Genomic DNA, 24,853 nt, shown 5'->3' on the forward strand with positions numbered 1-24,853 from the left:
CCACTCAATGAATGAGCAGTTGGCCTGGGCTCAATGGTGGGCATTCCCTTGGAAGTACGCCCATGAAGACTGGCGGAGCGGCCCACACACTGCAATTGACGAACTTTGCCAGGGCAGACTGATGATGCCGGGTGACTTCTTGGGTGTGGCGGCCTGTTTACCTCCTCCACCCCACTCAACCGCACTGCGACTGGCCCTTGCTTCAAATGAAGAACTCAACCTAGCGCTGACACTGGTTCACGACACCTTCAATCCTGAAACTACGTCCGCTTTGAGCGACAGCCATCACCTGTGGTGCGTACGTCTTTCCAAGGCTCTGCCCCCGGCCATGCTGGCGCCCGATGCGGATCCTTTACACCTGCTCCATAGCTGGCTTGCCCCCCCGATCTGGCAGCGCCTCAGGTTGCGCTTCTCCCGTGAACGGACGCGTGGGATTGAAAAAAGACATCTGCGTCTTGAGAACGCAAACAACCGACTAGATACGCTCTGGCAGGCCGTGGTCTGGCGTGCCACGTCATTATCAGGTGAGCCGATCCGCCCGACTCAAACGCACCAGGAGATCAGTAATGTTATGCCGACGCACCATTGAGCTGTTCAAGGATGCGCCCAGGTTGTCATGCAGCCTGATTCCACGGGAAGAACTTGCAAACTGGAAGCAGGCTGACCATCTATTGAAAAACGCCAGTGCGCAAGCCGAACAACTGCTGAGCCTGACAAAAAAAAATGCGAAGCGTTGCATGAGGAGACTTCGCTGGAAATATGGCAACGCGCTAATGCTCAACTCAAACGGTGGGAGCGCGACCGTCAAGCCATGTGCGACAAACTCGAACAATATGCCAACTCGGTTACCAATGAGGCTATTCGCCACCTGCTTGATGAGACGGTAGCCTCCAGTAGGCTGACGGCTCTTTTAAAGCAACTTCTAGCGATTCAAATCCCGGAGGTCAGCGCAACCCTGCTCTGCAACTCGCATGACTTCGAACAGATAAAAAAATACCTTGCCTCTTATACAACCACCGCCTGGAAACTTCATGCTGATGAGACGATTGCATCTCAAACACTGATATTAAAAACTGATGAGGGAGACTTTCGCATCAGTTGGAGCTCAATGCTTGGTACTTTTTTCAAACAAGGCGAAGCGTTTCGAATCGATGTCTAATATCTGCAGACGTAAAATTGTAACCGCGTAGCGGCAAAACTCATCGGCCAACGAATACCTTAACAATGAAACTAAAGGAAACCCATGCACTCCTCAAAATCGATTTCAGAGCAAGCCCTCAAATACGCAAAGTCCTCCTATAAAGACTTTGACTCATTCCCTATCGATGGGACGAAGAGTGTAGAGGATGCAGAACGATTCTATAAGTTAGCCGAGCTAATGACAGTTTCCAACTCGCTTTACATTGATAACCTTCGCGTTGAGCATCAGTGTTTAAAACACTGCTTTGAAAGCTTTCAGTAAAATGAAAGACTTGGTCTTTACTTGGTTGGACAGTCATGCAGATTCCCTCGATTTATTTGAGGGCGAGGACGAAATTACTTTAAGACGTCAAGGAGACTTCATTCTATTGGGGGCTCAACTGACCGCTAGCCGTTCAGACAACACGACCTTGCAAAATTGGCTGCGCCTAGGCGCAGCCAGCCTGGCTTTTTTTCAGGGCGTATTGAGTCAAAAAGCAGACAGTGGTGCGCTCTGGTTGATCCAAACCTTGCGAAGCGGGCAGGGAAAACAACACGTGCTCGATTGTCTCGAAAGCCTGCTCAACCAACGAGACACATGGCGTGCCACGTTTGCCCGCGCTGCTCGCCCCGCGCAAAACCTTAAATCCACCTCGCTACGTTCACTCTCGTACTAACCAGAGAACTCTCCATGAATAACAAGACCCACAAGCGCCGCAGCTTGGGCCAAGATTCGTCAGTTGTGTCGTCCCGACGAACATCTCGGTACAGCCTCGTCTTGCTTTCCTGCCTGCTGAGCCCAGTGGAAAATAGCTTCGCCGCTATCCCTCCCGAATGGAAAAACACCGCCTACGCCTATGAAGCCGAGCACAAACCGTTGCGTGATGTACTCGAAGACTTCGCCCAGACCTTCGGCACACAACTTCAAGTCGAGGGCCTGCTGGAAGGCAACGTCAATGGCAAGATCCGCGCCAATACCCCGCAATCGATGCTCGACCGTCTCGGTGTAGAGCACCGTTTCCAGTGGTACCTGTACAACAACACCCTCTATGTCAGTACTTTGGACCAGCAGGAATCAGCGCGCCTGGAAGTCTCTTCCGAAACCATTGCCGACCTTAAGCAAGCGCTGACCGATATCGGCCTGCTCGACAGCCGTTTCGGCTGGGGTGAGTTGCCCGAAGATGGCGTAGTGCTCGTCTCCGGTCCTCGACGCTACATCGAGCAGATCAAGCAGTTCAGCAGCCAGCGCCGTTCACCGGATGAGAAACAGAGTGTGCTGAGTTATCCGCTGAAGTTCGCAAATGCAGCGGACCGCCTAGTGGATTATCGCGGCGAGAAGCTCGCCATCCCCGGGGTGGCCAGTATTTTGCGCGGCTTGTTGGAGCCGCGCTCCACCTCAACGCTTGCGGGGCTGAGTCAGCGTCCCACCTCACAACCCGCTCCGCTCACTCCCAACATTCCCCGGCTAGGCAACCCGTTGCTGGGCCAGATGCTCGGTGCTAACGCCAACCCGGCATCACTGGACATCGGCCCCGCGGTCACCCCACGCGCCCCGGTCTCCAATAGTCGGATTCGCGTCGAGGCCGATATACGCAATAACGCCGTGCTGATCTATGACCTGCCGGAACGCCAGGCCATGTATCGCGAGCTGATCACTCAACTCGATGTGGCGCGCAAGCTGGTGGAAATCGACGCAATCATCCTCGATATCGAGCGCACACAGTTGCGTGAGTTCGGGGTGAACTGGGGTTTCCAGAACAGCCGCTTCCGCGGTGGTGCCAACGTGTCGCCGGGCACCTCGTCGCAACTGACGATTGAAAATCGCGATCGCTTCTATGCCGACATACGCGCATTGGAAGCCAAGGGGCTGGCAACCATGGTTTCCAACCCCTCGGTGCTTACCCTGGAAAACCAGCCGGCGGTCATCGACTTCAACCGCACGCAATACCTGACGCCCGGTAGAGAGAACGCCACCATTTTGCCGGTCACCGTGGGCACCAGCTTCCAGGTCGTACCCCGCGTCATCACCAGCCGTGGCGGCCATCAGATCCACTTGGTGGTGGATATCGAAGACGGCAATTTCGACGAGACCAACCCCCTCCCCGGCAACCTGGATGTCCGTCGCGGCAAAGTCAGCACGCAGGCGGTGATGGCGGAAAAGCGTTCGCTGGTGGTCGGCGGGTTCCACGTGACTGAAAGCACCGATAAGCACAACAAAGTCCCGCTGCTGGGGGATATCCCGCTGCTGGGCAAGGCGCTGTTTTCCTCGACCGAACGGCAGAACAATCGGCGTGAACGTCTGTTCATCCTGACCCCGAGGGTCATCGGCGACCAGGCCGACCCCTCGCGCTACTTGCCCCAGGCCGACCAGGTTGATTTGCAGGCCGCGCTCACACCGCTGGCCAGGCGTTATGCCCCTCACCAGCCGGTGATCAAGCGCAGCGACATCATCAGCACCCTGGCGCACCTGGTCAGTGGCGAAGTCCCCAAGGCCTTCAAGGCTGCACCGATGCCGTTGGGGCTGAACACCTTATGCAGTACACGGGATTTGCTCGCGCTGAACACCGAGCGCAGCCAGTGGTATGCGGGTCCTGAGTACAACGTGGCCGTCGTGGTGCTGCGCAATCAGTTCAAGCGCAATGTGCGTATCGACGAAAAGGAATGCAGCAACTCGCAGACCCTGGCCGTCAGCGTCTGGCCCCGCGCCTGGCTCAAGCCTGGCGAAGAAGCCGAGGTATTTATCGCGATGCGCCCCGTCGTAAAGGATGAACACCTCAGTGTGCCCCGCCCCTCCTTGATCACTCCCGCTCAAAAGGCTACGCCATGAAACGCCGCTTACTCTGCGTCACCCTGATCGGCACTGCGCTGCTCGTCGCCGGCTGCACCCCCACCTGCAAGGGCGACTCGTGCTCTCGCCCGCAATCGAGCCAGGACAAAATGGTGATCTGGTGGCCAGCGCAAATGCGCGTCGAGCCTGGTCCTGCCGGGGAACGGGCGGACTATCAAACAATCTCGCTCGAACGATGAGCCTCCCGGAAATGCCCGACGCACAACGCCAGGTGTTTCTGCAGAATCTGGTGAGCGGCACTGCCGCTCACCTGTCACTCGCGCCTGGAATCAAGGTGTGCAAACAGCCAGCCGGCCAGCAGCCGGGGCTGGCGTTGCATGTCGCTCGCGAAGTGTTGCAACCGGGGCAACTGCAATGGGTACTGGAGCGGCGCTTTGAGCATGCGGCGTTGTACGATGGCTGTTTTATCTACCTCGACGCCCAGCACGCCCTGGTGATCTGGCACGCACTGCCTGCTGTGCCTGGTACGCTCGACAAGGTCCTCAGTCGGATGTTGTCGCTGGCCAACCTGAGCGCCCTGGACACACCTTCCAATCGCTGATCAGCGGCGCTCAAGCTCCGGCAATTCCAGGGTCTCGCGCTTGGCTTCATCGTCCAGTTCACGCAAGGTGCGATAGATCAGCGCCACGGCCTGCAGGGTTTCACGAGGAATGCTTGCGCCCAGCTGTTTCGTATAGAGCATGCGAGCCAGCCACACACACTGGATCACCGGCACGTCGGCGGCCTTGGCTCGTACGATCAACGCGCGGGCCTCGGCGTCGGTGCCTTTGCTGATCAGCAACGGCAGCGGCGTCTTACCGGGCCGGTAGTACAGGGCGACAGCAAAGTGCGTCGGGTTGACCACCAGCATATCGGCCTCCTCCAGCTTGGGCAGCTTGACCTTCGGCTCCTCCTGGGCCAGTTGGTGCGCCAACGCGCGGCGCTGGCCTTTCACATGGGGGTCGCCTTCCATGTCCTTGTACTCCTTGACGACTTCGACCTGGGTCATGCGCATGCGCTTGGCGAAGAAGTGCTTCTGCAAACTCAGGTCGATCAGCGCCAGCACCAGTAACAGTCCGAGACAGGCGTGCAGCAAGTGACGAAACAGGGCTATCAGCGCCAGCAGATAACTTTGCAGATCGCTGTTCGCCAGGTTGATCAACACCCCTAACGAAGGCCAGACCACCAGGTACACAATCAGGCCGATAAGAAATGCCTTGGTGATGCTCATCAGCAGATTCATCACCGACTGGGCTGAGAACATCTGCTTGACCTGGCTGACCGGGTTGAGCCGATTGAAATCGAGCTTCAGGGTTTCCGGGGCGAACAACAACCCGAACTGCATCCAGCTGCTGATCAGCTTCGTGGCAATCACCACGCCAACCATCAACAGGGAGAACGAGAAAAACATGACCAGCCCATCAACCAGCACTTCTTCCAGCGCTCGTGCGAACGGCTGGTTGAAGCGCGACATCGGCAACACCATCATTTGCTGTAAGCGTTGCAGGCTGGTCTCGGCGGTGAACAAGGCGATCTCACTGATGGCCGTGAGCGCCAGTAACTTGGGGACGTCCTGACTTTGCGCGACCTGGCCTTTTTTGCGTTGGTCGCGCAGCTTCTTGGCTGAAGCCGGGTGCTTCTTTTCGCCTGAATCACTCATGGCACCGCGGCCTTGAACAACAGCCCGAGTGAATGTTTAAGGTCGCCCAACTCGAGCATGCGCCCGACAATCAGGTCCTGCAGCAGCGCAAAGTACAACAGCACAATGCCAATACCGGCCAGGCTCTTGACCGGCGGCGCCAGCGTACTCACCTGCAATTGCTGGCTGTAAACCCCCAGCAGCGCAATACCGAACTCCAGCAACAGCAGCACCGCGATGAAGGGCGCGGCGTACAACATCATGTGCGTGAAGGTATCGCCAAGCAGGCCGACGAACACACTCATGCCATTCGGCGCGGGGAGTGGAAACCATACGGTGGGCGGCCAGATCAGGTAGCTGTCCCAGATCACCTGGGTCAAGGCGCCCAACCCCAGGCTGACCATCAGCAGGAAAATCGCCAGTTGCTTGAACAAGTGTCCGATAGGCGTTGCATCCGGCCCCAGTGAAGGGTTGAGTTGGCCACCGGCCAAGGCGCCGCGCTGGTTATCCAGCAACGCCCCCACCGCCTCGAACATCCAGAACGGCATCGCCAGCAGCACCCCCAACAACACCCCCAGCGCCAGCTCCTTGAGCACCAGGGCGCCGAGCATCAGCGCCGAGTAATCCTGGCCCTCCAACGCCGCATGGATACCTGGTGCGGGCATCAGTGCCATGACCATCACCAGGGTGTGCCGGGGCATGCCGCGTATATGTTGAAAACAAAACGCCGCAACCAGAATGCCGCAGGGATAGATACGCGCCATGCCGATCACCAGGCTGGGCAGGAACTCAAGATAGAACAGCACAGGCAAACCCTCAGTTCAGGGCCGAACGGCCGATCATGTCGAAGGTCAGGTTGATCAACTGGATCAACTCCACACCAATCCAGCGCCCCGTCATGATCAACGTGATGCCCACCGCTACCAGCTTGACGCCAAAGGGCAGCGTCTGGTCCTGTATCTGCATGAGCGCCTGCACCAGGGAAGTCAGCACCCCCACCACCACCGCAACGATCAACGGTGGCGCGGACAGCACCACCACCAGCAACATGCCCTGCTTGAACAGCACGATAGGTTCCATAAGCCACTCAGAGATAGGAAAGGAACAGACTGTCGAGCAACCGTGACCAACCGGACACCAGCACGAACAAGAGCAATTTGAGCGGCAGGGAAATGGTCATCGGCGAGACCATTTGCATGCCCAGCGCCAGCAGCAAGTTGGACACAATCAGGTCGATGACGATGAAGGGGATATAGATCAGGAAACCGATCTCGAACCCCGCCTGCAGTTGCGACAATACGAACGCCGGGACCAGCAGGATCAGGTCCTCGCGCTCCACCTCCTGGGCCATTTGTGGCGGCCACAGGCGTGCGGTGTTTTCCAATAGATGCGTCAGCACGTCCGGGTCCACGTTGCGCAGCATGAAGGCCCGCAACGGCTTGATAGCCTCTCCACCGGTCTGCAGTACCGTTTGCACATTGCTCATGTCCAACGGCGACGCCTTGACGCTTTCGGCGATTTCGTACCCAACCGGCGCCATGATAAATAGCGTCGCTGCCAAGGCGATGCCATTGATGGCCATGCTCGGCGGCACCTGCTGCACACCGATGGCGTTTCGGGTAATCATCAGCACGATCACAATCTTCAAGAACGATGTGCAGATGACCAGCAACATCGGCATCAACGTCAATGCCCCAAGAAACAGCGCAAGAACGAGGGGATCGAGCCCCTGGAGTATCATTGGCCGAACAACACACGGGATAACTGCAACCCCAGGCGCCCGTCGACTTCCACCAACTGCCCCTGGCCAATAGGCCGATCACCGTAGTAAAGACCGGCCATGCCAGGCGCGTAGCCGCTGATGCCCAGTACCGAGCCGGGCCCCAGGTTTCGCAGCTCGCCCAGCGTCAGGTTCAACGTCCCGCAGCGCACATTCAGCGCCATGCTCAGCTCATCGAATGGCTCATGGCCGAAGACATCCACCACCGGCTCGTCTTCCTCATACCCCGAGTAATGGGGCGCTGCAAACTCTTCGTCCACGGACGTGTCCTCAATAGAAGTAAGGGTCAGACACAAGGGCCCGCAAGCATCATCGATGCCCCCATGCAGCCTCTGTTTTCCAACCTGTATGTAGCCGTTGCCCTGGGCTTGAAAAAAACTCTGCTCAAGCAGCAGCACATCACCGGTACGCAGGCCACGCGCCTGGGCTATCGGCAATTGCAAACGCCCAAGGGTCACCGCGAGTGCCAGTTGGAACGTTGCCGGCATGGGCGCGGCAGTGGCGCGCCACGGTCCCGCCTCGCATAACGCCAGGAAGCTCTCGGGCGCCAGCCACATATAGCTCGCGACCCGTGCGGCCCCCAGGGTTACGCTGAGTCGGCAACCAAAGCCCTTGGGGCGATCGGTCTCCAGCAATCGCATGTAGCCCAATAACGCGCTCACCTGCGGGCTCAGGTGATGCTGGAACAGTGCCCAGAACCACGAATCCGGATCGTTGCCGGAGGGCGCCAATGTCACTGGGCACTCCCCCAGCAAGCTGAGCAGCGGCCCCGCTTCCGCAAGCGCCAGCACGCCACACACGGTTTCAAAGCACACCGCCTTGGCCCCTGCGGACGCGCGCCCCGGCTCCAGCCGCAGCTCACCGTCCTGGCCGGCAACCTGGAACGCCAGGCACAAGCCGCGCCCCAGTCGATGGCGTGCGGCAACGGTATCGCTCTTGATCAAAGGTAAAGTCAGCAGCGGCACTAGCATGCGCACCCGGCGTCAGGCACAAGCAGATTGACCGGCAGCCCCAGCGCGCCGGAAAACCGCTCCTCACACTGTTGTCGCACACCACTGAGCCAGCGGGCCGTGGCGTCATGCTCCGCTTCCAGCTCGATGGTCCAGGCACTCTGCTCACGGTGCACGCTGGCCTTGATCCGCCCCAGCCGGGGCAGATACAACACGGCCTGCAGTGGCCACTGGGCCCCGGCCTGTATGCGCGGTGCCAGTTGTTCGGCGAGGGCCTCGATCATGGCGACATTGGCCGGTGTCTTGATTCCCGCCAGGGACGCTCCCGACCCGGTGCCTTCATCGTTATCGGTAAACAACTGAGCGAACAGTCGACCCTGCTCCCACTCCACTGCACCGGTGGCCCGTGGCTCACGTTCCTCACGCGCGTCACGTGGACGTGGCCGCTCGCTGGGTTTATTTGAAACCTGGTTCATATCGGCTCCTGAGCCAGTAAAAGAGACAACTCCTGAAGTTTCTCCACTTGCCGCAGGCATTCGGTGACCTGTTTCTGTGCCGTGCCGACACGGCTTTGCTTGTCGTCCTGCTGGCCCCGCAACGCCTCCAACTGGCCCATTTCTCGCCGGGTACTGGCCGATAACGAGCGCTCCTGCGCGCCCCAGGATTTCAGGGCCTTGAGCGTCATCACTTGGCCTTGATGCCGACTGAGCAACTCGGCACTTTGCCGGGCCTCCTCCAGTCGCGTGTGCTCAAGCGCATCCTGGGCCTGTTGGATATGCGCAAGCAGGGCCTGCTGGGCGCGCTTGGCCTCGCGCAGCGCTCGCTCGGCCCGATCGGCGCGATGCCGGCGCAGGCGCCGCAACGTCTCGACGTCAGCTTGCAACACATCAGAATGGGACATGGGTAGTCAGCTCCTTGAGTTGCTCCAGCGTCACCATCATCGGCGTGGGCTCGCGCAGATCCTGGCGCAGGAAGCCATCGACTGCCTGGCGGCTGTCCACCGCCAGGTCGGTAAGGGCATCACTGCCGGGTTGGTACTCACCCAGCTTGAGCATCAGTTCGATCTGTTGATAAGCCGACAACAAACGGCGCAATCCGGTACCGGCCTGGATGTCTTCAGGTGTCGCCACGTTGCTTAAAATCCGCGAAAGGCTCGCCAGCACATCCACTGCCGGGTAATGCCCGCGCTCGGCCAATTTGCGTGACAGCACGATATGGCCGTCGAGCAGCGAGCGCACTTCATCGGCCACCGGATCGTTCATGGAGTCCTGCTCGATCAGCACCGTATAGATCGCCGTGATCACGCCGTCACGCGTCAGACCCGCGCGCTCCACCAGCCGTGGCAGCAGGCTGTACACCGAGGGTGGCAAACCGCCGCGCCCCAAGGGTTCGCCGGCAGCCAGGCCGATTTCGCGTTGGGCCCTGGCAAAACGGGTCAGCGAGTCAATCAGCAGCAATACCCGCTGCCCCTTGCGCCGGAACCCTTCGGCCAATGCGGTGGCCGTAAAGGCTGCGCGGGCGCGCTCCATGCTGGAGCGATCGGACGTGGCACACACCAGCACCGCTTTGGCGCGCAGTTGATCATCCAGTTCGTGGTCGAGAAACTCACGCAGCTCGCGGCCCCGCTCGCCGATCAGGCCGAATACGATGACATCGCACTCCACGTTACGGGCGATTTCGGCCAGCAAGGTGGTCTTGCCGCACCCCGCACCGGCGAACAGGCCTACACGCTGACCTTCGCCAAGCGTCAGCAAGCCATCGATCGAACGTACCCCGGTCGCCAGTGCGCGGTGGATCCTCGGCCGCTCGGTGGGCAATGGCGCTTCACACAACACGGCACTGGTGTCCGGCAGGTCAGACTCGACAAACGCACTGGGGCCCTCCCCCGCAATCGGTCGACCGAACCCATCCAGCACCTGCCCCAGCAGGGCATCGCTGACCTGCACCCGATGCGATACCCCCAGGCGCTCCACGCTGGCGCCCACCTTCACGCCTTCAAGGTTGCCCAAGGCGCTGAGTACCGCGTCCTGGTTATCGAAGCCGATGATCTCGGCCAGCATGAATTCCCCCGGGTTTTTCTCCACCTGGCACAAGTCACCGATACGCGCCTGGGGCAGCCGGCACTGCAGCAGCATGCCGTTGACGCGCTGGATTCGCCCGCGCACCGTCACCGGTGCAAAGTTGCTCAGTGATTGCGCCTGGCGCTGCTGCCAAACGTCGAGCCGCGCTTGCAATTCCGTACTCACCAGCGCACCTCGTAACGCTGCACACCATCGAAGACCACCTTGCTGTTGTCGATCAGCACCAGTCGCAACCCTTCCACTTCATCACCGACAAACAGCCGGCTGCCCTCGTCCAGGACCACATGGCCATTGGGCCCTCCGACGATCTGCACAATCCTGAACGGCAGCGCCGAGTCACGTGCCCGCACACGGCTGATCACCGGCACCGCGCTGTCGAACTGCTCACCAAAACGGGCGAGCATGCGCGCCACCAGCTCCACATCGTCCTGGGAGACATCCCCATTGAGCGCGACCTGGCCATTGATCACTTGCAAGCTGACTCGCTGGCCCAACTCACGCTCGCTGAGCATCTTCAGCAGCTGCTGGCGCACTTCAAACGGCGATGCCAACTCGTGTTTCTGAACCACCGGCGGCATCAAGGACGCCTGTGCATCGTGCTCCCCGGTGGGGAGCATGCTCATCACCGCGATGATCACCGCCACGACCAGCACCAGGCTGATCAAGCGCTTTTGCTGCGAATGGGATATGGACGACAACTTCAGCGCCGGCATGGGTTCACTGGCGGGCGGCGGTGGCGCTTGCACGGGGGCTGCAGCCTGCGGCCAGGGCTGATCGGCCAAGGTGACACACAAGCGCACGCCTCCGACCGAAAACGGAACCCCCGGCACCAGGTTCGCAATCTGTGCCAGTACCTGTCCTTCGGCGCTCTGCAACAGCCCGGCCTCGGCCTGCACCGACCACTGGGCATCGATAAGCCGCAGTCGCGCATGCTGCTCGACCACCTCGGGATCATTGAGTACCAGGTCAGCGTCCAGATGGGCACCGATGCTCCACTGCTCCCCAAACAGCGGCAACGCAGCACCCTGGCGCTGTCCATCAAGCACGCGTAATTCAAACATCACCGCCCCCTCCACGCTGGCCAACGCCAAAGACTCATGCCACTGCACCACGCATGAGTTCGTCCTGGCCCAGGTCGATACGTCCCAGCACTTTGACTTTGGAGGTGCTGCTCAATTCGGCAAACGACAGCACCGGAACATGGTTGAATTCTTCCAGCAGCAGAGTGCGCAAAGGGCTGCGCAGGTCCTGCGCGACCAGCATCACACTCTTGCTTTTTGCCCTTATCGCAAAGGCCTGATTGAGCAGGTTGATCAACGCCGCGCTGTATTCGTCCTCAAGGGCGAAGAACACGCCGGTCTGGGTTTGGCGAAGTGCCTCGCGCAGGATGTTTTCCGAATGTGGCGACAGCAGCCAGGCATGCAGCCCGTCGGCCTCTCGGTACTGATGGAAGATCTGCGCCTTGAGGGCGATGCGCGCATAGTCGGCCAGGGCTTCCGGTTCACGCTCATGCTGGCCGTACTCAATCAGTGACTCGACAATCAGCCGCACAGCCCGCAGTGGTACGCCTTCGCCGGCCAGGCGTTGCAACACCGCCGAGAAACGCGACAGCGGCATGATGCGCTGCAGCTCCTGCACCAGCTCCGGCTGGTTATGCTCCAGCCAGCCGAGGATCGACTTGCTCTCCTGGATCCCCAGGAACTGCGGCCCGCTGAGCATCATGGCTTTTTTCATGCGCTCGAGGATCAGCTCCGTCGACGTGAAGCGCTCCAATTGCGGGTCATCCAGCAACGGATCATCGGGCGCCAGCCAGACCCAGCCCTGTTCATCGCGATCGACCAGCCCCGGTATCCCATCAGCCGGCTCAACCGTCAGCGCCTGGCTGTCGACCGCCAGGCGACTGACGACCGAAGCCTTGACCATCGGCACTTCATGCACACAAAACCGCATTTCATCGTTGGCCAGGGTGTCATCGAGTTCGACTTCAAACGGCGGCAACGTCAGGCCGATGTTGGCGACCAATGAATTTCGAGACTGGCGGATGCCATGGATAAGCTCGGTGACTTCGGGCGTCCCGCGCAGCGCCGCGGGAAATTGCAGCAGGTAGGGTCGCGAAGGATCGAACCCGCGAAGATCCTCCTGGCCATTTTCTTCGGGACGAACCGCGGGAGCCGCCTCAGCGGCGGGCTTAGCCTCTTGCTGACGCTTGCGCATCAGGTAATAACCCAGGCCGCCGGTGATCAGCGCAATGAAGATAAATACCCCGGTCGGCATACCGGGGACAATTGCAAACGCGAGCATGCCCACCGACGCAATCATCCAACTCTTGGGCTCACTGGTCATTTGCCGGGCGATTTCGGCGCCCATGTTACTCACCCCCCTGCGTGCATCCGGTGCCACGCGGGTAATGATCATGCCGGCGGTCAGGGAGATCAGCAGTGCCGGGATCTGTGCAATCAGGCCATCGCCGATGGTCAACACCGAGTACAACGCCATCGAATCAGCAGCACTCAAGCCGTGCTGGAACATACCCGTGGAGAAGCCGCCCAACAGGTTGACGACCACGATGATCAAACCGGCGACGGCGTCACCCTTGACGAACTTCATGGCGCCATCCATGGCCCCGAACAGTTGGCTCTCGCGGGATAGCTGCTCACGCTTGTCGCGTGCCTGTGCTCCGTCGATCAGGCCCGCGCGCAAGTCACTGTCGATCGACATCTGCTTGCCGGGCATTGCATCCAGGCTGAACCGCGCGGCGACCTCGGCGACCCGCTCCGAGCCCTTGGTGATCACGAGGAAGTTGACCAGGGTCAGGATCAGGAAGATCACCATCCCCACGGCCAGGTTGCCCCCCACCACGAAATTGCCGAAGGCCTCGACGATGTCTCCAGCGTCCTGTTCCAGCAGGATCAGGCGCGTGGTCGCAATCGACAGCGCCAGGCGAAACATGGTGGTCAACAGCAGGATCGACGGAAACGAGGAGAACGCCAGGGGCCCCGGCAGGTACAGCGCCAATACGATCAACAGGCAGGAAATGCAGATATTCAGCGCGATCAGAATGTCCACCAGCCAGGTAGGCAGCGGCACGATAAAGATGAAGACGATGGCCAGGACCACGACAGCGCCCAGCACTTCGGCGCGCTGGGCAACTTTAAGCAATACACGGTTGATGGCCAGTAGCACGGTCACGCCAGGGACCTCGGCACCACGGTAAACCGTGTGCGCCCGCGCAGGTGCAGGTCCAACTCGTCCATCACGGCCACGAACCGTTGCAGGGTGTCCTGGCGTACTTGCCTGTCAGGCCACAAGGCCAAGGGCAACTGCTTGAACAGCGGATGAAGCGCGTGAAGGGCGACCAGTTGACGCAAGGCCGGACCACCGCCCAGGTCATGGCCGAAGGTCAGGAGTTCAGTGGAGTCGATGCCGCTGCCGGCGTAAGTCAGCATGCGCTGCAACAGCTCCACCGGGTCATGCGCGATGGCCAGGCGCTCGATCAATGCCCGACAACCGGCCCACACGCCATTCAACTGCCCGCAGCTGTTGAGACTCAGCAACAAGGTGCGCAACAACGGCAGCGGCCTCGACGACACCAATGCCGCAATATCATCCGCCAAGGCCCTGCGCATCGCCTGGAGGCCAACATGAAACCGCTCGCCACCGTAGAGCCTGAGCAGTTCCTTCATCATCAGGGTCGGGGATTGACGCACGACCACGCTGGCGTAGTAGAGCATGCGCAGCTCCTGACGCGCCTGCGGATCGAGACCGGCCGCCTGCAATGACAAGGCGGTGTTCAGGCCCGCCTGGATTTCGCCTTTGAACCCGACCTCCAGCCTGGCAATGGCCTCGCGCGCCAGGGCCGCCTCGGTCGGGCGCGCTTCAGCGTCCGCCTGGGCCGCCACATGCTTGAGGACCACGAACGCGCGTGCAGGGTCTCCGCCCGTGAGCGCGAGCAGCTTGGTCACCGCAGGCTGTTGTTGCAATTGCAGCCTGAGGCGAAGCGAAATAGATGCCAGGGTCGCCTGCGCCGGGTGCCCCAGTTGTTCGTAAAGCTGAATGATCTGTTGGATCGGGGGCACACGCGTGCCTATCTTCCGCTCGCCCAACAAGCGCTGATTGACTTCCACTTCCTGACTGAACAGATACGCGAGCTCATCCACCCCTTTGTCGGGCACCGGCACGGAGGTCTTACTGATGACGGGTGAGTCAAGGCGCGGGATGGCGTGCACATCGCTTTTTGAATTGACGTCTATGGACATAGTGTTCAGACCGGCACAGGAAGAGTGTTTCCCTGTGTGGCGAAACAGATGCATACGGTTCCATTGCATTCCACATCAACGCGCACTTGAAAAGACTTGCACAAAGCCTCGTCGAGAAGTGCAAGAACTTGCTCAAAATTGACTCAATTCAAGATATTTCTATATATAAATCAATGCTTTATTAGGTTTTTCATGATTGGCACAGGCAGTGCTAATGGGTTCCTGTCGACATCCTTTCGACTGCGTCTACCCAAAGGAAAACATCATGAATATCCCTATTGATGCTTTAGCTCATCTCGTTGGCAGCTCGCCTCAATTCATGCTCCACCTGACCGACGACCAGCAAAAAAAACTTCGGCGTTTCATTCACAAGCGTGTGCTCAATCCGGAAGATGCGGACGACCTTCTGCAATTGACCTACCTTGAGGCCTGGCGCAATCGCGAACGGTTCAGCGGCACGGCAACCCTCAGCACCTGGATGTGCGGCATCGCGCAGAACCTGATCCGCAATCACTTTCGGCGCATGTATGCCAAGCCTGTGCATTGCGAATTCGATGAGTCGCTGTGGCATGGCCAGGAAGAAAACAACAGTCTGGATTGGGAGTTCGAGGTCAACCGCCGCCTGGAAAATACCCTGAGCGCGATTGACCACCTGCCGCCCGAAATGCGTAAAACGCTGTACGCCTCGCTGGAAACCGACGGCAGCTACCAGGACACTGCCGACGTGCTGGACATTCCGATCGGTACCGTTCGCTCACGCCTGTCGCGGGCACGCGAACAACTCAAACGCGTCACCCGCAATTCGACCTACCCGTAGCACAAGCCTGGTGTTGGGCGGCAGGGATATCTGCCCAACGCCCTCAGGACTTGCGGGTACGCGGCAGGAAGATCGCCAGCAGCCCGAACAACGGCAAGAACGAGCACAGCGTGTACACGTACTCGATACCATGAATGTCTGCCAAGTGCCCGAGCAGCGCCGCGCCGATCCCACCGAAGCCGAACATCAGCCCGAAGAACACCCCCGCAATCATCCCCACATTGCCCGGCACCAACTCCTGCGCATAGACCACGATGGCCGAGAATGCCGAGGCCAGCACGAAGCCGATGATCACGCTGAGCACGCTGGTCCAGAACAAGTCCACGTGAGGCATCAACAAGGTAAAGGGCGCCGCGCCAAGGATCGAAAACCAGATCACCGCCTTACGGCCGATCTTGTCGCCAATCGGCCCGCCAAAGAACGTCCCCGCCGCCACTGCACCGAGAAACAGGAACAGATGCAACTGCGAGCTGGCGACCGACAGGTCGAACTTTTCGATCAGGTAAAAGGTGAAGTAACTGGTGATGCTGGCCATGTAGAAATACTTGGAAAACACCAGCAGGCCCAGCACCACCAACGCGCTCATGACGCGCTTTTTCGACAGGCCATGAGTGGCCGCCTGGCCGGCCTTGAGCTTGAACAGATTGAGGTGGTTGCGGTACCAACGGCTGATGGCATACAGCACCACCAGCGCAAAAATTGCGAACAGGCCGAACCACGCCACATTGCCTTGCCCGAAAGGAATAATGATCGCTGCCGCCAGCAACGGGCCGAATGCAGAACCGGCATTCCCGCCAACCTGGAACGTCGACTGCGCCAGGCCATAGCGCCCGCCCGAAGCCAACCGCGCCACACGGGAGGCTTCCGGGTGAAAGGTCGAGGAGCCGATACCGATCAGGCCGGCCGCCAGCAATATCAGCGGGAAACTGCCCACCTGGGACATCATCAGAATGCCCACCAGGGTGCAGATCATCCCGCATGGCAATAGAAACGGCTGCGGATGCCGGTCGGTGTAATACCCCACCCACGGTTGCAACAACGACGCGGTGAGCTGGAAGGTCAGGGTAATCAGCCCGACCTGAGTGAATGTCAGGCCGTAGCTGGCCTTGAGCATCGGATAAATAGACGGCAGCACCGACTGGATCAGGTCGTTGATCAAATGGGCCAGCGCCACCGCGCCGATGATGCGCATCACCAGCGGGCTGGTCTGTCCGGTGGTCGTGGGAGTGTTCAAAGCCATGGGAAGGTTTCCGTACCGCAGGGGGAAGTGCACAGGTGCAGGTGCGACAATGTGCCACTTTTGCCGGTGGGAAGGCTATCCCGTTAGCACGCTAACGACTGCGCGCCCCCTGACAGTCGTCAGCGCGACGGATGCACTGCACGCCACCGCGAATTGGCGCACCACTCGTCGCCAGATCCGCCCATTCAGGTTAAACAGTTGAAAGCGTAGATAAAAATTCAAAATAAACGCTTGACGCATTGTCGTTCTACGCGAATAATGCGCGCCACTTGGCTACATAGCTCAGTTGGTTAGAGCATAGCATTCATAATGCTGGGGTCCGGGGTTCAAGTCCCTGTGTAGCCACCAAGTACCGGTTTACAGATGTCTACATGAGTCTCTAAACCACCTCAAGAAGCCCGCCTCGTGCGGGCTTTCTTGTGTCTGGCTATCTCTCCTTGCATCCCCCCTATACCATCCCCCGGTGTATCCCCCACAAATAATTAAACCGAGGGGACAAGTCCACCACCTCGTACGGTTACCATCTGTCAAAACGCCCGCGTAAGCGTATAGAAAAGGTTGAAGCATGACCTCCATAGAGAAGTGGCTAGATAGACTGAGGAACAAACCAGTACCTGCTTCCTCATGGTCTGAACATCGACGCAACGAAGCCTTGGAACTACTCAAAAATGCCAAGAGCAAAGAGACCTGGGTAGAACTCAGCACCCACTACAACGGTTTCATTCGAGAAGTCGCAGTCAGGGAATTGTGCAGCCACCCGTCTCCGGAAGCGTTAGTGGCTTTGATAAATCGGCTGAATGATTGGGTTCCGCAGATTCGCGATTTGGCGTTAGTCAGCATGAATCACTATCTGTCGACCTCGCAGACTCAAGCGTTGTTATTTGCGCTGGAGCCTCTTATGGCGCTGGCAGCGCGGCAGAGAGCCGATCATGGCCCCACGTTAAAATCCGTACGCGATGTACTACAGTCGCCCGAAATCCAAGATGAGGTCTACGTAAATTTCCTTACCCGGCAAGGAAAAGCTGCGCGCTATCTGTTTGCGCTTTTGCTGGAAAAAAATACCGCTCCAGAAGCCCTTCTCCGTAGCGCCCTGGCTCATCGTGAGCTGACCGTAAGGCTAGCAGCCGTGCCTGCATGCCAGGAGCTGCCAGTTGCGCAAGCTTCGCCATTGCTGCTTGAAGCCTTGTCGCAGCCAGGAGCCAAAGTACGGGTCTGCGTACTACGCGCGCTGCTCCCATTGCTCGACAATCCAAGGCAGCTTTTACGCCAGGCCTTGCTGGATGCATCGCCCTCGATCCGTAGCCTGGCACGCTTTGAGGCACCCCGTAATAACGTCGACACACTGGCGGTACTATCAGAACGGATGAACCAGGATCTGCCCACAGGGAAACGTGATTGGCTCGGTGTTCTTGGCCTGGCAGCAGAGCTTAACGCCGACCTCGACGAACGATGGCTGACACAAGCGCTACGTTCCAGTTATTCCACCGTACGGCATGCGGCTGTGCGCCTGCTCGGGGATGACCAATTGCCCGAACTGTTTGAGGCGCTTGATGATCCGTCGGACAAAGTGTTTCGCGCTGCGGTGACGGCACTAGACAAACAACCATGGAGTTCCGTGAGTGCAGGAGTGGGCGCAAAGTTAGATCAAGACTGGCATGAACTGTCGACAGCCCGCCGCCAAGCGATACTTCAATTAAAGCCGGGATGGCAACAGGTGGCATATCTGTTGGAACGGCTCGACACAGAGCCCGTTGTGAACGTTTTCTGGCTTCGTCAAGTTGAGCAATGGTGCGATCGTCAATATCAGATTGTCGACCCGGTAACGCCGAAAATTGAGCGAGGATTGCTGGTGAAAAAGCTTCAGGGCTTGGCCGCAGGAGGCCTCATCCGCAGCGATATTGTTGCCCGCATAGTTTGATGACTGGGGTGTAAACGGCGTATTACCGCTTAACTCGTGACTTGATACCCACCTGGTTGCCATCTATCACAGTGATCTCCGTCACCGAGTCGCCCGGCGCCCGCCAATCTTGATAATTGTTAACAGGGTTATCGGGTGGCCAACCTCTCAAGGAACTGCTTTTGGCCGGCAGCGCTCATTGTCGAACGGCAGCCAAAAGCCATCGCTCACCCTCTAAGAGATCCCGGTCGCGATGCGAGCACAGCTTCTGCAACCGGAACCGTCGGGACAGAGCGTCGCAGCGTGCCTATCCGCTGGCTGGAAGACCGTGCCGATTGTTCCAGGCGATATTTCTGTTGTGTGTAACGGCCATGCAATAGGTATTCGCGAAGAACCCTGCCCTAATAGAGTTTTTCCAGTCTACAGGCACCTGTTTGATGACCCGACTCCCTCTCATATTCCTGATGGCTGCTGCAGTTACCAGTGCGAACGCCGCCGATGATGTCCCTTTGGAGCGTTCTATCAAGGACTGGGTTATCGGCTGTGATAACACGCGTACCTGCACGGCTATCGGTGCCGTCCCGGAGCGCGACGATATCGGCATCTCGACGTTCAGCCTGCGTGTAACGCGTGAAGCCGGCCCGCAGGGAAACTTGCGGGTAGGCGTGTTCAGCTACAACGCCACCCGTGGTCAACCCACACTCGATGGCAAACCGCTGAAAAATCGATTCGAGCCTGGCGAACGCAAAGAAGGTGAGGTATCTGAGGTGTTTGCTCTGACCGGATCAAATGCCGACGCCTTGATTGCAGAGTTGCGCAACGGGCGGGAGTTGATTTTGCCCATTGAGGGCGGTACCTCCGTCGCCTCGCTAAACGGGATGAGCGCGGCGCTTTTGCTGATCGACTCGGTTCAGGGGCGGGTTGGCACACAGGACGCACTGATTTCCAAGGGACAGGCGCCCGCCAGCAGCGTGCCGCAAGCACCTGCTGCACCGCCGGTGCCGAGTTGGCAGGCACCCGTTGCGCTTACCCCGGACAGGGCAAAAGAGGTCGCGGATGCAGTGGTGGCTGCCACGCGCAAGGAGTGGCAGGAGGATCTGAATGAAGGCGTTGCGCCAAAAGCAAACGCCTATGCCTTGAGTGCAGATCAAGCGCTGGTGATCATCGAGACCGGCTGTGGGGCATACAACTGTTTCTACAATATCTACCAGGCGCCCCTGGACCACCCTGAGCAGGCGCGCCCAGCACGGGTCGCCGAAGTGCCAAATCTGTCGGAAAGAGAGCCCAACGGCCTCGTCGATTTTGATCCGGCCACGGGTGAACTGAGCAGCCAGGCAATGGCGATGGGCATGGGCGGTTGTGGTACTTCGCTGCGCTGGCGCTACGACGGTAACGGTTTCACGCTGACGCATGCGGCTGAAATGAACACCTGCATGGGGCTGGAGCAGATTTATTGGCCTGTGCTGTGGCGTACCGAGGCAAGCCGCTGAAACTGTCGAATACATCAATGTGTGTGGCGAGGAAGCGAGCTCCCTCGTCACACACAGGTGTAGCCCCTTCCCCCTTCAGGAAGCCTTCAACGCCCGCAACTCACCTTCTACACGCGCCGCGTTGCAGTAGGTGTCCAGCATCTCCAGCACTTGTTCGCCAGTGAGGACTTTACCGTTCAGTTGCAGGCCGAACAGCGTCAGGCATATCTGTGGCTCCCGGGAGCGCTTGATCTTGACGTGAGGCATCAGTGGGCCCGCGGCGTTTTTGCAGGCGGGCAGCGGGGCGCCCTCGCGCAATGTCAGCGTGATCCATAGCTTTACTCGGCCCTCTTTGATGTGGATATCGCCGATATCCAGCAGATCGATGTCTGCATCAAGGTTGCGAAACCACAAGTGGCTATGGGTCAGGCGCATCAGGATTTCTTCGCCGGCCCGACGGTGCAGCCACACCCCACTGAGCAAGACCAACGCCACGATTGCAAAAATGCCTCCCATGAACGCGTTTTTACCATCCCATGCACTCCCGCCAGCCATCACGAAAGCGAACACTGAAAAGAGCAACAGGGTGCGGCGCACCTTGCGTGGGTAGGCCAGTTCGGTGACTGCGGGAACCTCGGCCAACCACTCCTCGCGTTCCTGGATGGCTGCCTGCAACTGATCGCCAGTGTGCTGATTAAAATCCTCAGTGAGGGATTGGGCCAGGCTGGCCAGTGGATCATCAGGGTGGTTCATACCGGTACTCCATTCTTGTTGGCATCTTCAGCCGACTGCGGATCATGAGTGAGTTGACTGAACCACTGCCGGTCGTGCGCGGTGGGCGTCCGTGTTGCCTGGGCCAGCAACTGGTCGTCGAGAACCACACCCAGTTGCTGCAGGCGCACGGCAGTGGGTGGATGGGTATCGAACGGATGAGCGATCGCGTGATCCATCACCGCCTCGTTCAAGATCACCGGAGCCTGGCGAAGGTGTTCTGCTAACGCCTGGATTAAGTTTGTGTGGGTACGCTGGCCAAGCAGTTTGTTGACTTCGGCATCAAGGGCGATGACGCGCAGCAGCGCCTGGCAAAAGAGTCGCTCACCGGCAATTTGCGCGCCGACCTTATCCGCCACCAGTTCTTGCGCACGGCTCCAGTGGTGCACGGCAATCTGGAAGTGATGCAAAAAGCGCCACGTCATCCAGATCGCCGGACGTTCGATCCAGGACGGCATGTCATCCACCGCACTGATGTTCAGGAAATGCATGTACATCAGGCTGAACCGCGCCCCAGCTTCACTGCCACGCTCAGTGTCGCGGCTGCTGAAGTGGCCAAGCTCATGGCCGATAATCGAGGCTGCTTCTTCCTGGCTCAAGGTCGACAGGAAAGTCAGTGGCAGGTACATCGTACGGCCCGTCAACAGTTGTCCCGACGGTTGCAGGGCCACCTGGACGCTGGTGACGAAAAACGATTGGTCGACCCCAATCACGATGTGGTCTGGCACAGGCGCGCGGGTGACGGCTGCCAGTTTTTCGATCCATGCCCATAAGGCCGGGGCGCTGGCCCGGCTGATTGAACGCCCCAGAAACCCGGATTGCGGCGTTTCCATATCCTGCCATTGCCGACGCAGGCGCCCGATCAATAGCACGCCCAGGTACAGCATCACCAGCAAGGGCACAACGACCAGCAGTATCACCATGCCGCTGTTCTGGCGGTTGCTCCAGCCCCAGCTGACTTCATACAGCAGGGCCATTGCCAACGACCCCACAATCAACCCGGTGTAGACCACCAGCCACCGTCCCAGCGCACGCCAACTCAAGACCAGGCGATCATAAAGAAAGTCCCGCGAGCGCAGTGCGCGCCAGGCATCCAGGCGCAGTTTTACCCAGGTAGCGGAGCCTGCCAGCACGGCCGCGACTGCCAGCCAGTAGCCAAGAAACGCCAAGACCTGACGCATGTGCACCGAACCCTGGTCAGCATCGGCCCGAGCGACCTCACGCTGCAGGTAGCCGCGCAGACTGTCGTCCGAGAGCGCCGGCGTTGTGCGCCATTGTTGCGGCAGTTTCTGCCTCAATTCATCGCTCGGGCTGGCGAGCCATTGGCGCATCACTTGCGCTTCTTCCAGCGTGCTGCCGGCCCGCCAGCTTTGAATGCTGCTCCAACCCATCAGTACCAGCGGCAGCAACAACATCGCCAGGCCCCATGACCATCGTCTCAACAGACTCATGGCTCAGTTCGCCTGGAGATAGTCAGTGAGAAACGCTTGCGCATTGCCCTGACTCGCCAGGGCTTCGTTATAGGCGACGGCCAGCGCTTTTGCTTCGCCTGGCAAGTACAGTTCTCCCCAGCCATTTTGCAGAATCAGTACGACGAACTTCTGACCGTCTACCGTGGTGTAATAGCGCGTGTCCTTGCTGGTCTTCTCGACAGACATCTTTTGAATTTTCAGATTCCAGTCGTGGTCAGCCCCTTCCACTTGCACCAGTGCCTGATTTTCTTCACGCGCCCCGATACGCAGCGTCCAGACTTTCACACCGGCCTCACCCGAATACGCAGCGACCTTATCTGCTACGTCTGGGCGATCTTGAGCGAAGGTATTGCCCGTCATGACGGCCAACACCATGCTTAGCACGGCAGCCCATTTGCGAAAAATCAGCATACTCAGATTCCTTGAATTTCATGGCCAACCATTGAAATTCACCCTCAGCGATCTGCCAACCGTGCAGGCCGTTGCGCACAACTATAAGGCTGCGGTTCACAACGACACCTGACGGGGTACAATGCGGCGGACATGCAAGGAAGTGATCAAGCCCTTCTCGATGAAACGCCAGAATCCTTATCTTGATACGCACTTTTCTTTCGATCACCCGGGCGCTCTAGATCAAGCCGGCGTATTCGACGACAGCGCTCGTCAGATTGTTGGCTCTGCCGTCGGCCACTACCGGGCACGAACAGTGCGGGCAGATCTGCAGTATTTCGACTGTGATTTGCAGTTCCCCGAGCCGCTGACTATCCACAAGATATTGCCCGACAGTGTGTGCATCGTGCATGTGCTCGGCGGACAGTGGCAGCATCGGGTCGACGGTGTGCTCAATGAATACACCACCGGTGCAGTCCATGCGCTGGGGCTGAGTGAAAGTATGGAGACCGTCGATCAACTGCCCGCCGGCAGTCATGCGCGTATGGCCGGACTGCGGATCGCCGGCGATTATTTGCGCGAGCTGTCCGAGGAAGACTCATCACTCCAGCCCTTACTCAGTCTACTTAACGACGGCATTCAGTTTTCGACGCTTCGCGGCTGTCCTGCGTTGGGGCGTTTGCTGGAGCGCATTTACTACTCTCCGTACCGCGGGGCTCTGGAGCGCCTCAATCAGGAAAGCCTGAGTCTGGCAGCACTGATAGAGTTGGCCACGCACCTTGCTCCCCATTCGGCCAAGCCGCTGCCTGCCGTGCGCGGTCAGTCAGACTTGGCCCATGAAGCGCGTTTTCAACTTGATGCAAACCTCATTGACCCTCCCGGTACTCAAGCGCTGGCCCGAAGCCTGGGGGTGGGAGAAACCACGTTGCGTCGGGCGTTCAGTCAAATCTACGGCCAGTCGATGCTGGATTATGTGCGTCAGCAACGCATGGAACTTGCTCGCGACTTGCTTCGCCAGCGCAGGTGGCAGGTGGCGCAAATTGCCTACCGTCTGGGCTACGCCAATCCCGCAAACTTCAACCATGCATACAAGGCCTACTTTGGTCACCCACCAGGCGCCGAACGCTAGAAAAAAGCCTACTGACAAGCAAATGGGAGAGCCCACATGGCGATGGCAATGCTTGATAACACAAGCCGCAACTCATGAGCCTCGACGTCTTCGCGATCATCATGCTCGGCGCGGCGCTCCACGCTACCTGGAATGCGGTGGTCAAAGGCGGCACAGACAAACTGATGACCACCTGCATGATCGCGTCCGTCGCGTCGTTGATTGCGTTGGCTGTCGTCCCCTTCCTGGCGCTGCCGGCGAAGGAGAGTTGGCCGTTCATTGGTGCCTCGGTGGTTTTGCAGGTGGTGTATTTCGTACTGGTCGCCTCGACTTATCGCATCGCCGACATGAGCCAGACCTACCCGATCATGCGTGGCACCGCGCCGTTGCTGGTGGCGGTGGTCAGCGTGTTGGTGTTGGCCGAGCCATTATCGGCGTCTGCCTGGCTCGGGATTGCGGTGATTTCCCTCGGCATTTTGAGCATGGCTGCCGGCCCTTCGGCCGGGCAGAGAAAAGGGCTGATCCTGGCACTGGTCAACGCCGGCGTGATCGCCGGCTACACGCTCATCGATGGCTGGGGTGTGCGTCAGTCCGGTGCGCCAGCGGCCTACACACTGTGGATTTTCCTGCTCACCGGCCTCCCGCTTGCCGCCTGGGCGTTAGTCACCCGGCGGGTGGAGTTTTGCCGCTACGTCCTGCGCAATGGGCGACTCGGCCTCGTCGGCGGAGCCGGCACGCTGGCGTCCTACGGGCTGGCCCTGTGGGCGATGACGCAAGCCCCCATCGCCACTGTATCGGCGCTGCGGGAAACCTCGATCCTGTTTGGCGTGGTGATCTCGGCGTGGGTGCTCAAGGAACATCTCACGCGAGTGCGCATCGTCGCCGCGTGCATCATTGCCGCCGGCGCAATGGTCTTGCGCCTGGGCTGAACGGGGGCATGCGCGCAAAAAAACTGCGCATCTGTATTTTGACGCTCC

The 24,853-nt window shown here is 59.2% G+C and carries 25 protein-coding genes, 1 tRNA gene and 1 pseudogene; 12 read left to right on the forward strand and 15 right to left on the reverse strand.

What is annotated here, in order from left to right:
- Positions 1-7: 7 nt before the first annotated feature.
- From AC07SI_RS02610 to AC07SI_RS02635, 6 genes and pseudogenes are all read left to right on the forward strand, one after another.
- Complete coding sequence (locus AC07SI_RS02610; protein ID WP_495005013.1) at positions 8-589, forward strand: type III secretion protein; 582 nt, start codon at positions 8-10, stop codon at positions 587-589.
- Positions 567-1,159: pseudogene (gene sctL, locus AC07SI_RS02615) on the forward strand (type III secretion system stator protein SctL). Before AC07SI_RS02610 ends, sctL begins: the two are co-directional and overlap by 23 nt.
- A gap of 304 nt (positions 1,160-1,463) precedes the next feature.
- A complete protein-coding gene (locus tag AC07SI_RS02620; RefSeq protein WP_495005014.1) occupies positions 1,464-1,856 on the forward strand; it encodes a type III secretion protein in 393 nt (130 codons plus the stop codon).
- Positions 1,857-1,870: 14 nt separating this feature from the next.
- Positions 1,871-4,006 carry a type III secretion system outer membrane ring subunit SctC gene (sctC, locus tag AC07SI_RS02625; protein ID WP_495005015.1) on the forward strand — a complete coding sequence of 712 codons (2,136 nt, stop codon included), beginning with the start codon at positions 1,871-1,873 and terminating at the stop codon, positions 4,004-4,006.
- Positions 4,003-4,206, forward strand: a complete 204-nt coding sequence (gene hrpT, locus AC07SI_RS02630; protein WP_495005016.1) for an HrpT family type III secretion system protein — start codon at positions 4,003-4,005, stop codon at positions 4,204-4,206. Before sctC ends, hrpT begins: the two co-directional genes overlap by 4 nt.
- A gap of 11 nt (positions 4,207-4,217) precedes the next feature.
- The gene (locus AC07SI_RS02635) at positions 4,218-4,568 is read left to right on the forward strand and encodes a transcriptional regulator (RefSeq protein WP_495005017.1); all 351 of its coding nucleotides are present in this window, start codon (positions 4,218-4,220) and stop codon (positions 4,566-4,568) included.
- Here the strand turns inward: AC07SI_RS02635 and sctU are convergent, their stop codons facing one another.
- From sctU to AC07SI_RS02690, 11 genes are read right to left on the reverse strand one after another with little or no spacing between them, the layout of a single operon-like run.
- The gene (sctU, locus tag AC07SI_RS02640) at positions 4,569-5,666 is read right to left on the reverse strand and encodes a type III secretion system export apparatus subunit SctU (protein ID WP_495005018.1); all 1,098 of its coding nucleotides are present in this window, start codon (positions 5,664-5,666) and stop codon (positions 4,569-4,571) included.
- Positions 5,663-6,451, reverse strand: coding sequence for a type III secretion system export apparatus subunit SctT (sctT, locus tag AC07SI_RS02645; protein WP_495005019.1), 789 nt, complete (start codon positions 6,449-6,451; stop codon positions 5,663-5,665). Before sctT ends, sctU begins: the two co-directional genes overlap by 4 nt.
- Positions 6,452-6,461: 10 nt before the next feature.
- On the reverse strand, positions 6,462-6,725 hold the full coding sequence (sctS, locus tag AC07SI_RS02650) for a type III secretion system export apparatus subunit SctS (RefSeq protein WP_065900472.1): 264 nt from the start codon (positions 6,723-6,725) through the stop codon (positions 6,462-6,464).
- 7 nt (positions 6,726-6,732) lie between these two features.
- Entirely contained in the window at positions 6,733-7,386 is a 654-nt protein-coding gene (gene sctR, locus AC07SI_RS02655; RefSeq protein WP_201143500.1) for a type III secretion system export apparatus subunit SctR, read from the reverse strand.
- Positions 7,383-8,396 carry a FliM/FliN family flagellar motor switch protein gene (locus AC07SI_RS02660; protein ID WP_495005020.1) on the reverse strand — a complete coding sequence of 338 codons (1,014 nt, stop codon included), beginning with the start codon at positions 8,394-8,396 and terminating at the stop codon, positions 7,383-7,385. Before AC07SI_RS02660 ends, sctR begins: the two co-directional genes overlap by 4 nt.
- Positions 8,390-8,851, reverse strand: coding sequence for a type III secretion system HrpP C-terminal domain-containing protein (locus AC07SI_RS02665; protein ID WP_213550654.1), 462 nt, complete (start codon positions 8,849-8,851; stop codon positions 8,390-8,392). The genes AC07SI_RS02660 and AC07SI_RS02665 overlap by 7 nt, the downstream gene beginning before the upstream one ends.
- Positions 8,848-9,276, reverse strand: a complete 429-nt coding sequence (gene sctO, locus AC07SI_RS02670; protein WP_065900464.1) for a type III secretion system stalk subunit SctO — start codon at positions 9,274-9,276, stop codon at positions 8,848-8,850. The genes AC07SI_RS02665 and sctO overlap by 4 nt, the downstream gene beginning before the upstream one ends.
- Entirely contained in the window at positions 9,263-10,621 is a 1,359-nt protein-coding gene (locus AC07SI_RS02675; protein WP_065900462.1) for a FliI/YscN family ATPase, read from the reverse strand. The genes sctO and AC07SI_RS02675 overlap by 14 nt, the downstream gene beginning before the upstream one ends.
- Complete coding sequence (locus tag AC07SI_RS02680) at positions 10,618-11,517, reverse strand: FHA domain-containing protein (RefSeq protein ID WP_495005021.1); 900 nt, start codon at positions 11,515-11,517, stop codon at positions 10,618-10,620. Before AC07SI_RS02680 ends, AC07SI_RS02675 begins: the two co-directional genes overlap by 4 nt.
- Before the next feature lie 34 nt (positions 11,518-11,551).
- Positions 11,552-13,645: a type III secretion system export apparatus subunit SctV gene (gene sctV / locus AC07SI_RS02685; protein WP_495005022.1), complete on the reverse strand. Its 2,094-nt coding sequence runs from the start codon at positions 13,643-13,645 to the stop codon at positions 11,552-11,554.
- Positions 13,642-14,706 (reverse strand): TyeA family type III secretion system gatekeeper subunit, encoded by a 1,065-nt coding sequence (locus AC07SI_RS02690; protein ID WP_495005049.1) that lies wholly within the window; start codon positions 14,704-14,706, stop codon positions 13,642-13,644. Before AC07SI_RS02690 ends, sctV begins: the two co-directional genes overlap by 4 nt.
- 271 nt (positions 14,707-14,977) lie before the next feature.
- Between AC07SI_RS02690 and AC07SI_RS02695 the strand changes: the two genes are divergently transcribed.
- The gene (locus AC07SI_RS02695; protein WP_065900458.1) at positions 14,978-15,529 is read left to right on the forward strand and encodes an RNA polymerase sigma factor; all 552 of its coding nucleotides are present in this window, start codon (positions 14,978-14,980) and stop codon (positions 15,527-15,529) included.
- A 43-nt stretch (positions 15,530-15,572) separates the two neighbouring features.
- On the opposite strand, the gene AC07SI_RS02700 is transcribed toward AC07SI_RS02695, so the two are convergent.
- Positions 15,573-16,769 carry an MFS transporter gene (locus AC07SI_RS02700; RefSeq protein ID WP_065900456.1) on the reverse strand — a complete coding sequence of 399 codons (1,197 nt, stop codon included), beginning with the start codon at positions 16,767-16,769 and terminating at the stop codon, positions 15,573-15,575.
- Between the two features lie 271 nt (positions 16,770-17,040).
- On the opposite strand from AC07SI_RS02700, the gene AC07SI_RS02705 reads away from it, so the two are divergent.
- The 3 genes from AC07SI_RS02705 to AC07SI_RS02715 all read left to right on the forward strand — a co-directional run bounded on the left by AC07SI_RS02705 (position 17,041) and on the right by AC07SI_RS02715 (position 20,156).
- A tRNA-Met gene (locus AC07SI_RS02705) sits at positions 17,041-17,117 on the forward strand.
- A 217-nt stretch (positions 17,118-17,334) separates the two neighbouring features.
- The gene (locus tag AC07SI_RS02710) at positions 17,335-18,687 is read left to right on the forward strand and encodes a PBS lyase (RefSeq protein WP_495005023.1); all 1,353 of its coding nucleotides are present in this window, start codon (positions 17,335-17,337) and stop codon (positions 18,685-18,687) included.
- Between the two features lie 416 nt (positions 18,688-19,103).
- Positions 19,104-20,156: a DUF1176 domain-containing protein gene (locus AC07SI_RS02715; protein ID WP_495005024.1), complete on the forward strand. Its 1,053-nt coding sequence runs from the start codon at positions 19,104-19,106 to the stop codon at positions 20,154-20,156.
- A gap of 75 nt (positions 20,157-20,231) precedes the next feature.
- Here AC07SI_RS02715 and AC07SI_RS02720 read toward each other — a convergent pair whose 3' ends face one another.
- The 3 genes from AC07SI_RS02720 to AC07SI_RS02730 are packed head-to-tail and all read right to left on the reverse strand — an operon-like array spanning position 20,232 to position 22,789.
- The gene (locus tag AC07SI_RS02720) at positions 20,232-20,888 is read right to left on the reverse strand and encodes a hypothetical protein (RefSeq protein WP_495005025.1); all 657 of its coding nucleotides are present in this window, start codon (positions 20,886-20,888) and stop codon (positions 20,232-20,234) included.
- Positions 20,885-22,357, reverse strand: a complete 1,473-nt coding sequence (locus tag AC07SI_RS02725) for a M48 family metallopeptidase (RefSeq protein ID WP_495005026.1) — start codon at positions 22,355-22,357, stop codon at positions 20,885-20,887. Before AC07SI_RS02725 ends, AC07SI_RS02720 begins: the two co-directional genes overlap by 4 nt.
- 3 nt (positions 22,358-22,360) lie before the next feature.
- Complete coding sequence (locus AC07SI_RS02730; RefSeq protein ID WP_106805225.1) at positions 22,361-22,789, reverse strand: hypothetical protein; 429 nt, start codon at positions 22,787-22,789, stop codon at positions 22,361-22,363.
- Positions 22,790-22,949: 160 nt separating this feature from the next.
- Here AC07SI_RS02730 and AC07SI_RS02735 point away from each other — a divergent pair, with 160 nt between their 5' ends.
- Both AC07SI_RS02735 and AC07SI_RS02740 read left to right on the forward strand, forming a co-directional pair.
- On the forward strand, positions 22,950-23,897 hold the full coding sequence (locus tag AC07SI_RS02735) for a helix-turn-helix transcriptional regulator (protein WP_495005050.1): 948 nt from the start codon (positions 22,950-22,952) through the stop codon (positions 23,895-23,897).
- A 74-nt stretch (positions 23,898-23,971) separates the two neighbouring features.
- A complete protein-coding gene (locus AC07SI_RS02740; protein WP_495005027.1) occupies positions 23,972-24,805 on the forward strand; it encodes an EamA family transporter in 834 nt (277 codons plus the stop codon).
- The last annotated feature ends 48 nt before the right edge of the window (positions 24,806-24,853 follow it).

This window comes from Pseudomonas sp. GW821-FHT05D12, assembly GCF_059419825.1.

Excerpts from the sequence above, each read along its gene's own strand:
- sctR (WP_201143500.1), bottom strand. The coding sequence starts at position 7,386 with ATGATACTCCAGGGGCTCGATCCCCTCGTTCTTGCGCTGTTTCTTGGG.
- AC07SI_RS02695 (WP_065900458.1), top strand. The coding sequence starts at position 14,978 with ATGAATATCCCTATTGATGCTTTAGCTCATCTCGTTGGCAGCTCGCCT.
- hrpT (WP_495005016.1), top strand. The coding sequence starts at position 4,003 with ATGAAACGCCGCTTACTCTGCGTCACCCTGATCGGCACTGCGCTGCTC.
- AC07SI_RS02710 (WP_495005023.1), top strand. The coding sequence starts at position 17,335 with ATGACCTCCATAGAGAAGTGGCTAGATAGACTGAGGAACAAACCAGTA.
- AC07SI_RS02720 (WP_495005025.1), bottom strand. The coding sequence starts at position 20,888 with ATGAACCACCCTGATGATCCACTGGCCAGCCTGGCCCAATCCCTCACT.
- AC07SI_RS02735 (WP_495005050.1), top strand. The coding sequence starts at position 22,950 with ATGAAACGCCAGAATCCTTATCTTGATACGCACTTTTCTTTCGATCAC.
- AC07SI_RS02730 (WP_106805225.1), bottom strand. The coding sequence starts at position 22,789 with ATGCTGATTTTTCGCAAATGGGCTGCCGTGCTAAGCATGGTGTTGGCC.
- sctU (WP_495005018.1), bottom strand. The coding sequence starts at position 5,666 with ATGAGTGATTCAGGCGAAAAGAAGCACCCGGCTTCAGCCAAGAAGCTG.
- AC07SI_RS02715 (WP_495005024.1), top strand. The coding sequence starts at position 19,104 with ATGACCCGACTCCCTCTCATATTCCTGATGGCTGCTGCAGTTACCAGT.
- AC07SI_RS02620 (WP_495005014.1), top strand. The coding sequence starts at position 1,464 with ATGAAAGACTTGGTCTTTACTTGGTTGGACAGTCATGCAGATTCCCTC.
- AC07SI_RS02665 (WP_213550654.1), bottom strand. The coding sequence starts at position 8,851 with ATGAACCAGGTTTCAAATAAACCCAGCGAGCGGCCACGTCCACGTGAC.
- AC07SI_RS02700 (WP_065900456.1), bottom strand. The coding sequence starts at position 16,769 with ATGGCTTTGAACACTCCCACGACCACCGGACAGACCAGCCCGCTGGTG.
- sctS (WP_065900472.1), bottom strand. The coding sequence starts at position 6,725 with ATGGAACCTATCGTGCTGTTCAAGCAGGGCATGTTGCTGGTGGTGGTG.
- AC07SI_RS02680 (WP_495005021.1), bottom strand. The coding sequence starts at position 11,517 with ATGTTTGAATTACGCGTGCTTGATGGACAGCGCCAGGGTGCTGCGTTG.
- sctO (WP_065900464.1), bottom strand. The coding sequence starts at position 9,276 with ATGTCCCATTCTGATGTGTTGCAAGCTGACGTCGAGACGTTGCGGCGC.
- AC07SI_RS02660 (WP_495005020.1), bottom strand. The coding sequence starts at position 8,396 with ATGCTAGTGCCGCTGCTGACTTTACCTTTGATCAAGAGCGATACCGTT.
- sctC (WP_495005015.1), top strand. The coding sequence starts at position 1,871 with ATGAATAACAAGACCCACAAGCGCCGCAGCTTGGGCCAAGATTCGTCA.
- AC07SI_RS02635 (WP_495005017.1), top strand. The coding sequence starts at position 4,218 with ATGCCCGACGCACAACGCCAGGTGTTTCTGCAGAATCTGGTGAGCGGC.
- AC07SI_RS02740 (WP_495005027.1), top strand. The coding sequence starts at position 23,972 with ATGAGCCTCGACGTCTTCGCGATCATCATGCTCGGCGCGGCGCTCCAC.
- AC07SI_RS02725 (WP_495005026.1), bottom strand. The coding sequence starts at position 22,357 with ATGAGTCTGTTGAGACGATGGTCATGGGGCCTGGCGATGTTGTTGCTG.
- AC07SI_RS02610 (WP_495005013.1), top strand. The coding sequence starts at position 8 with ATGAATGAGCAGTTGGCCTGGGCTCAATGGTGGGCATTCCCTTGGAAG.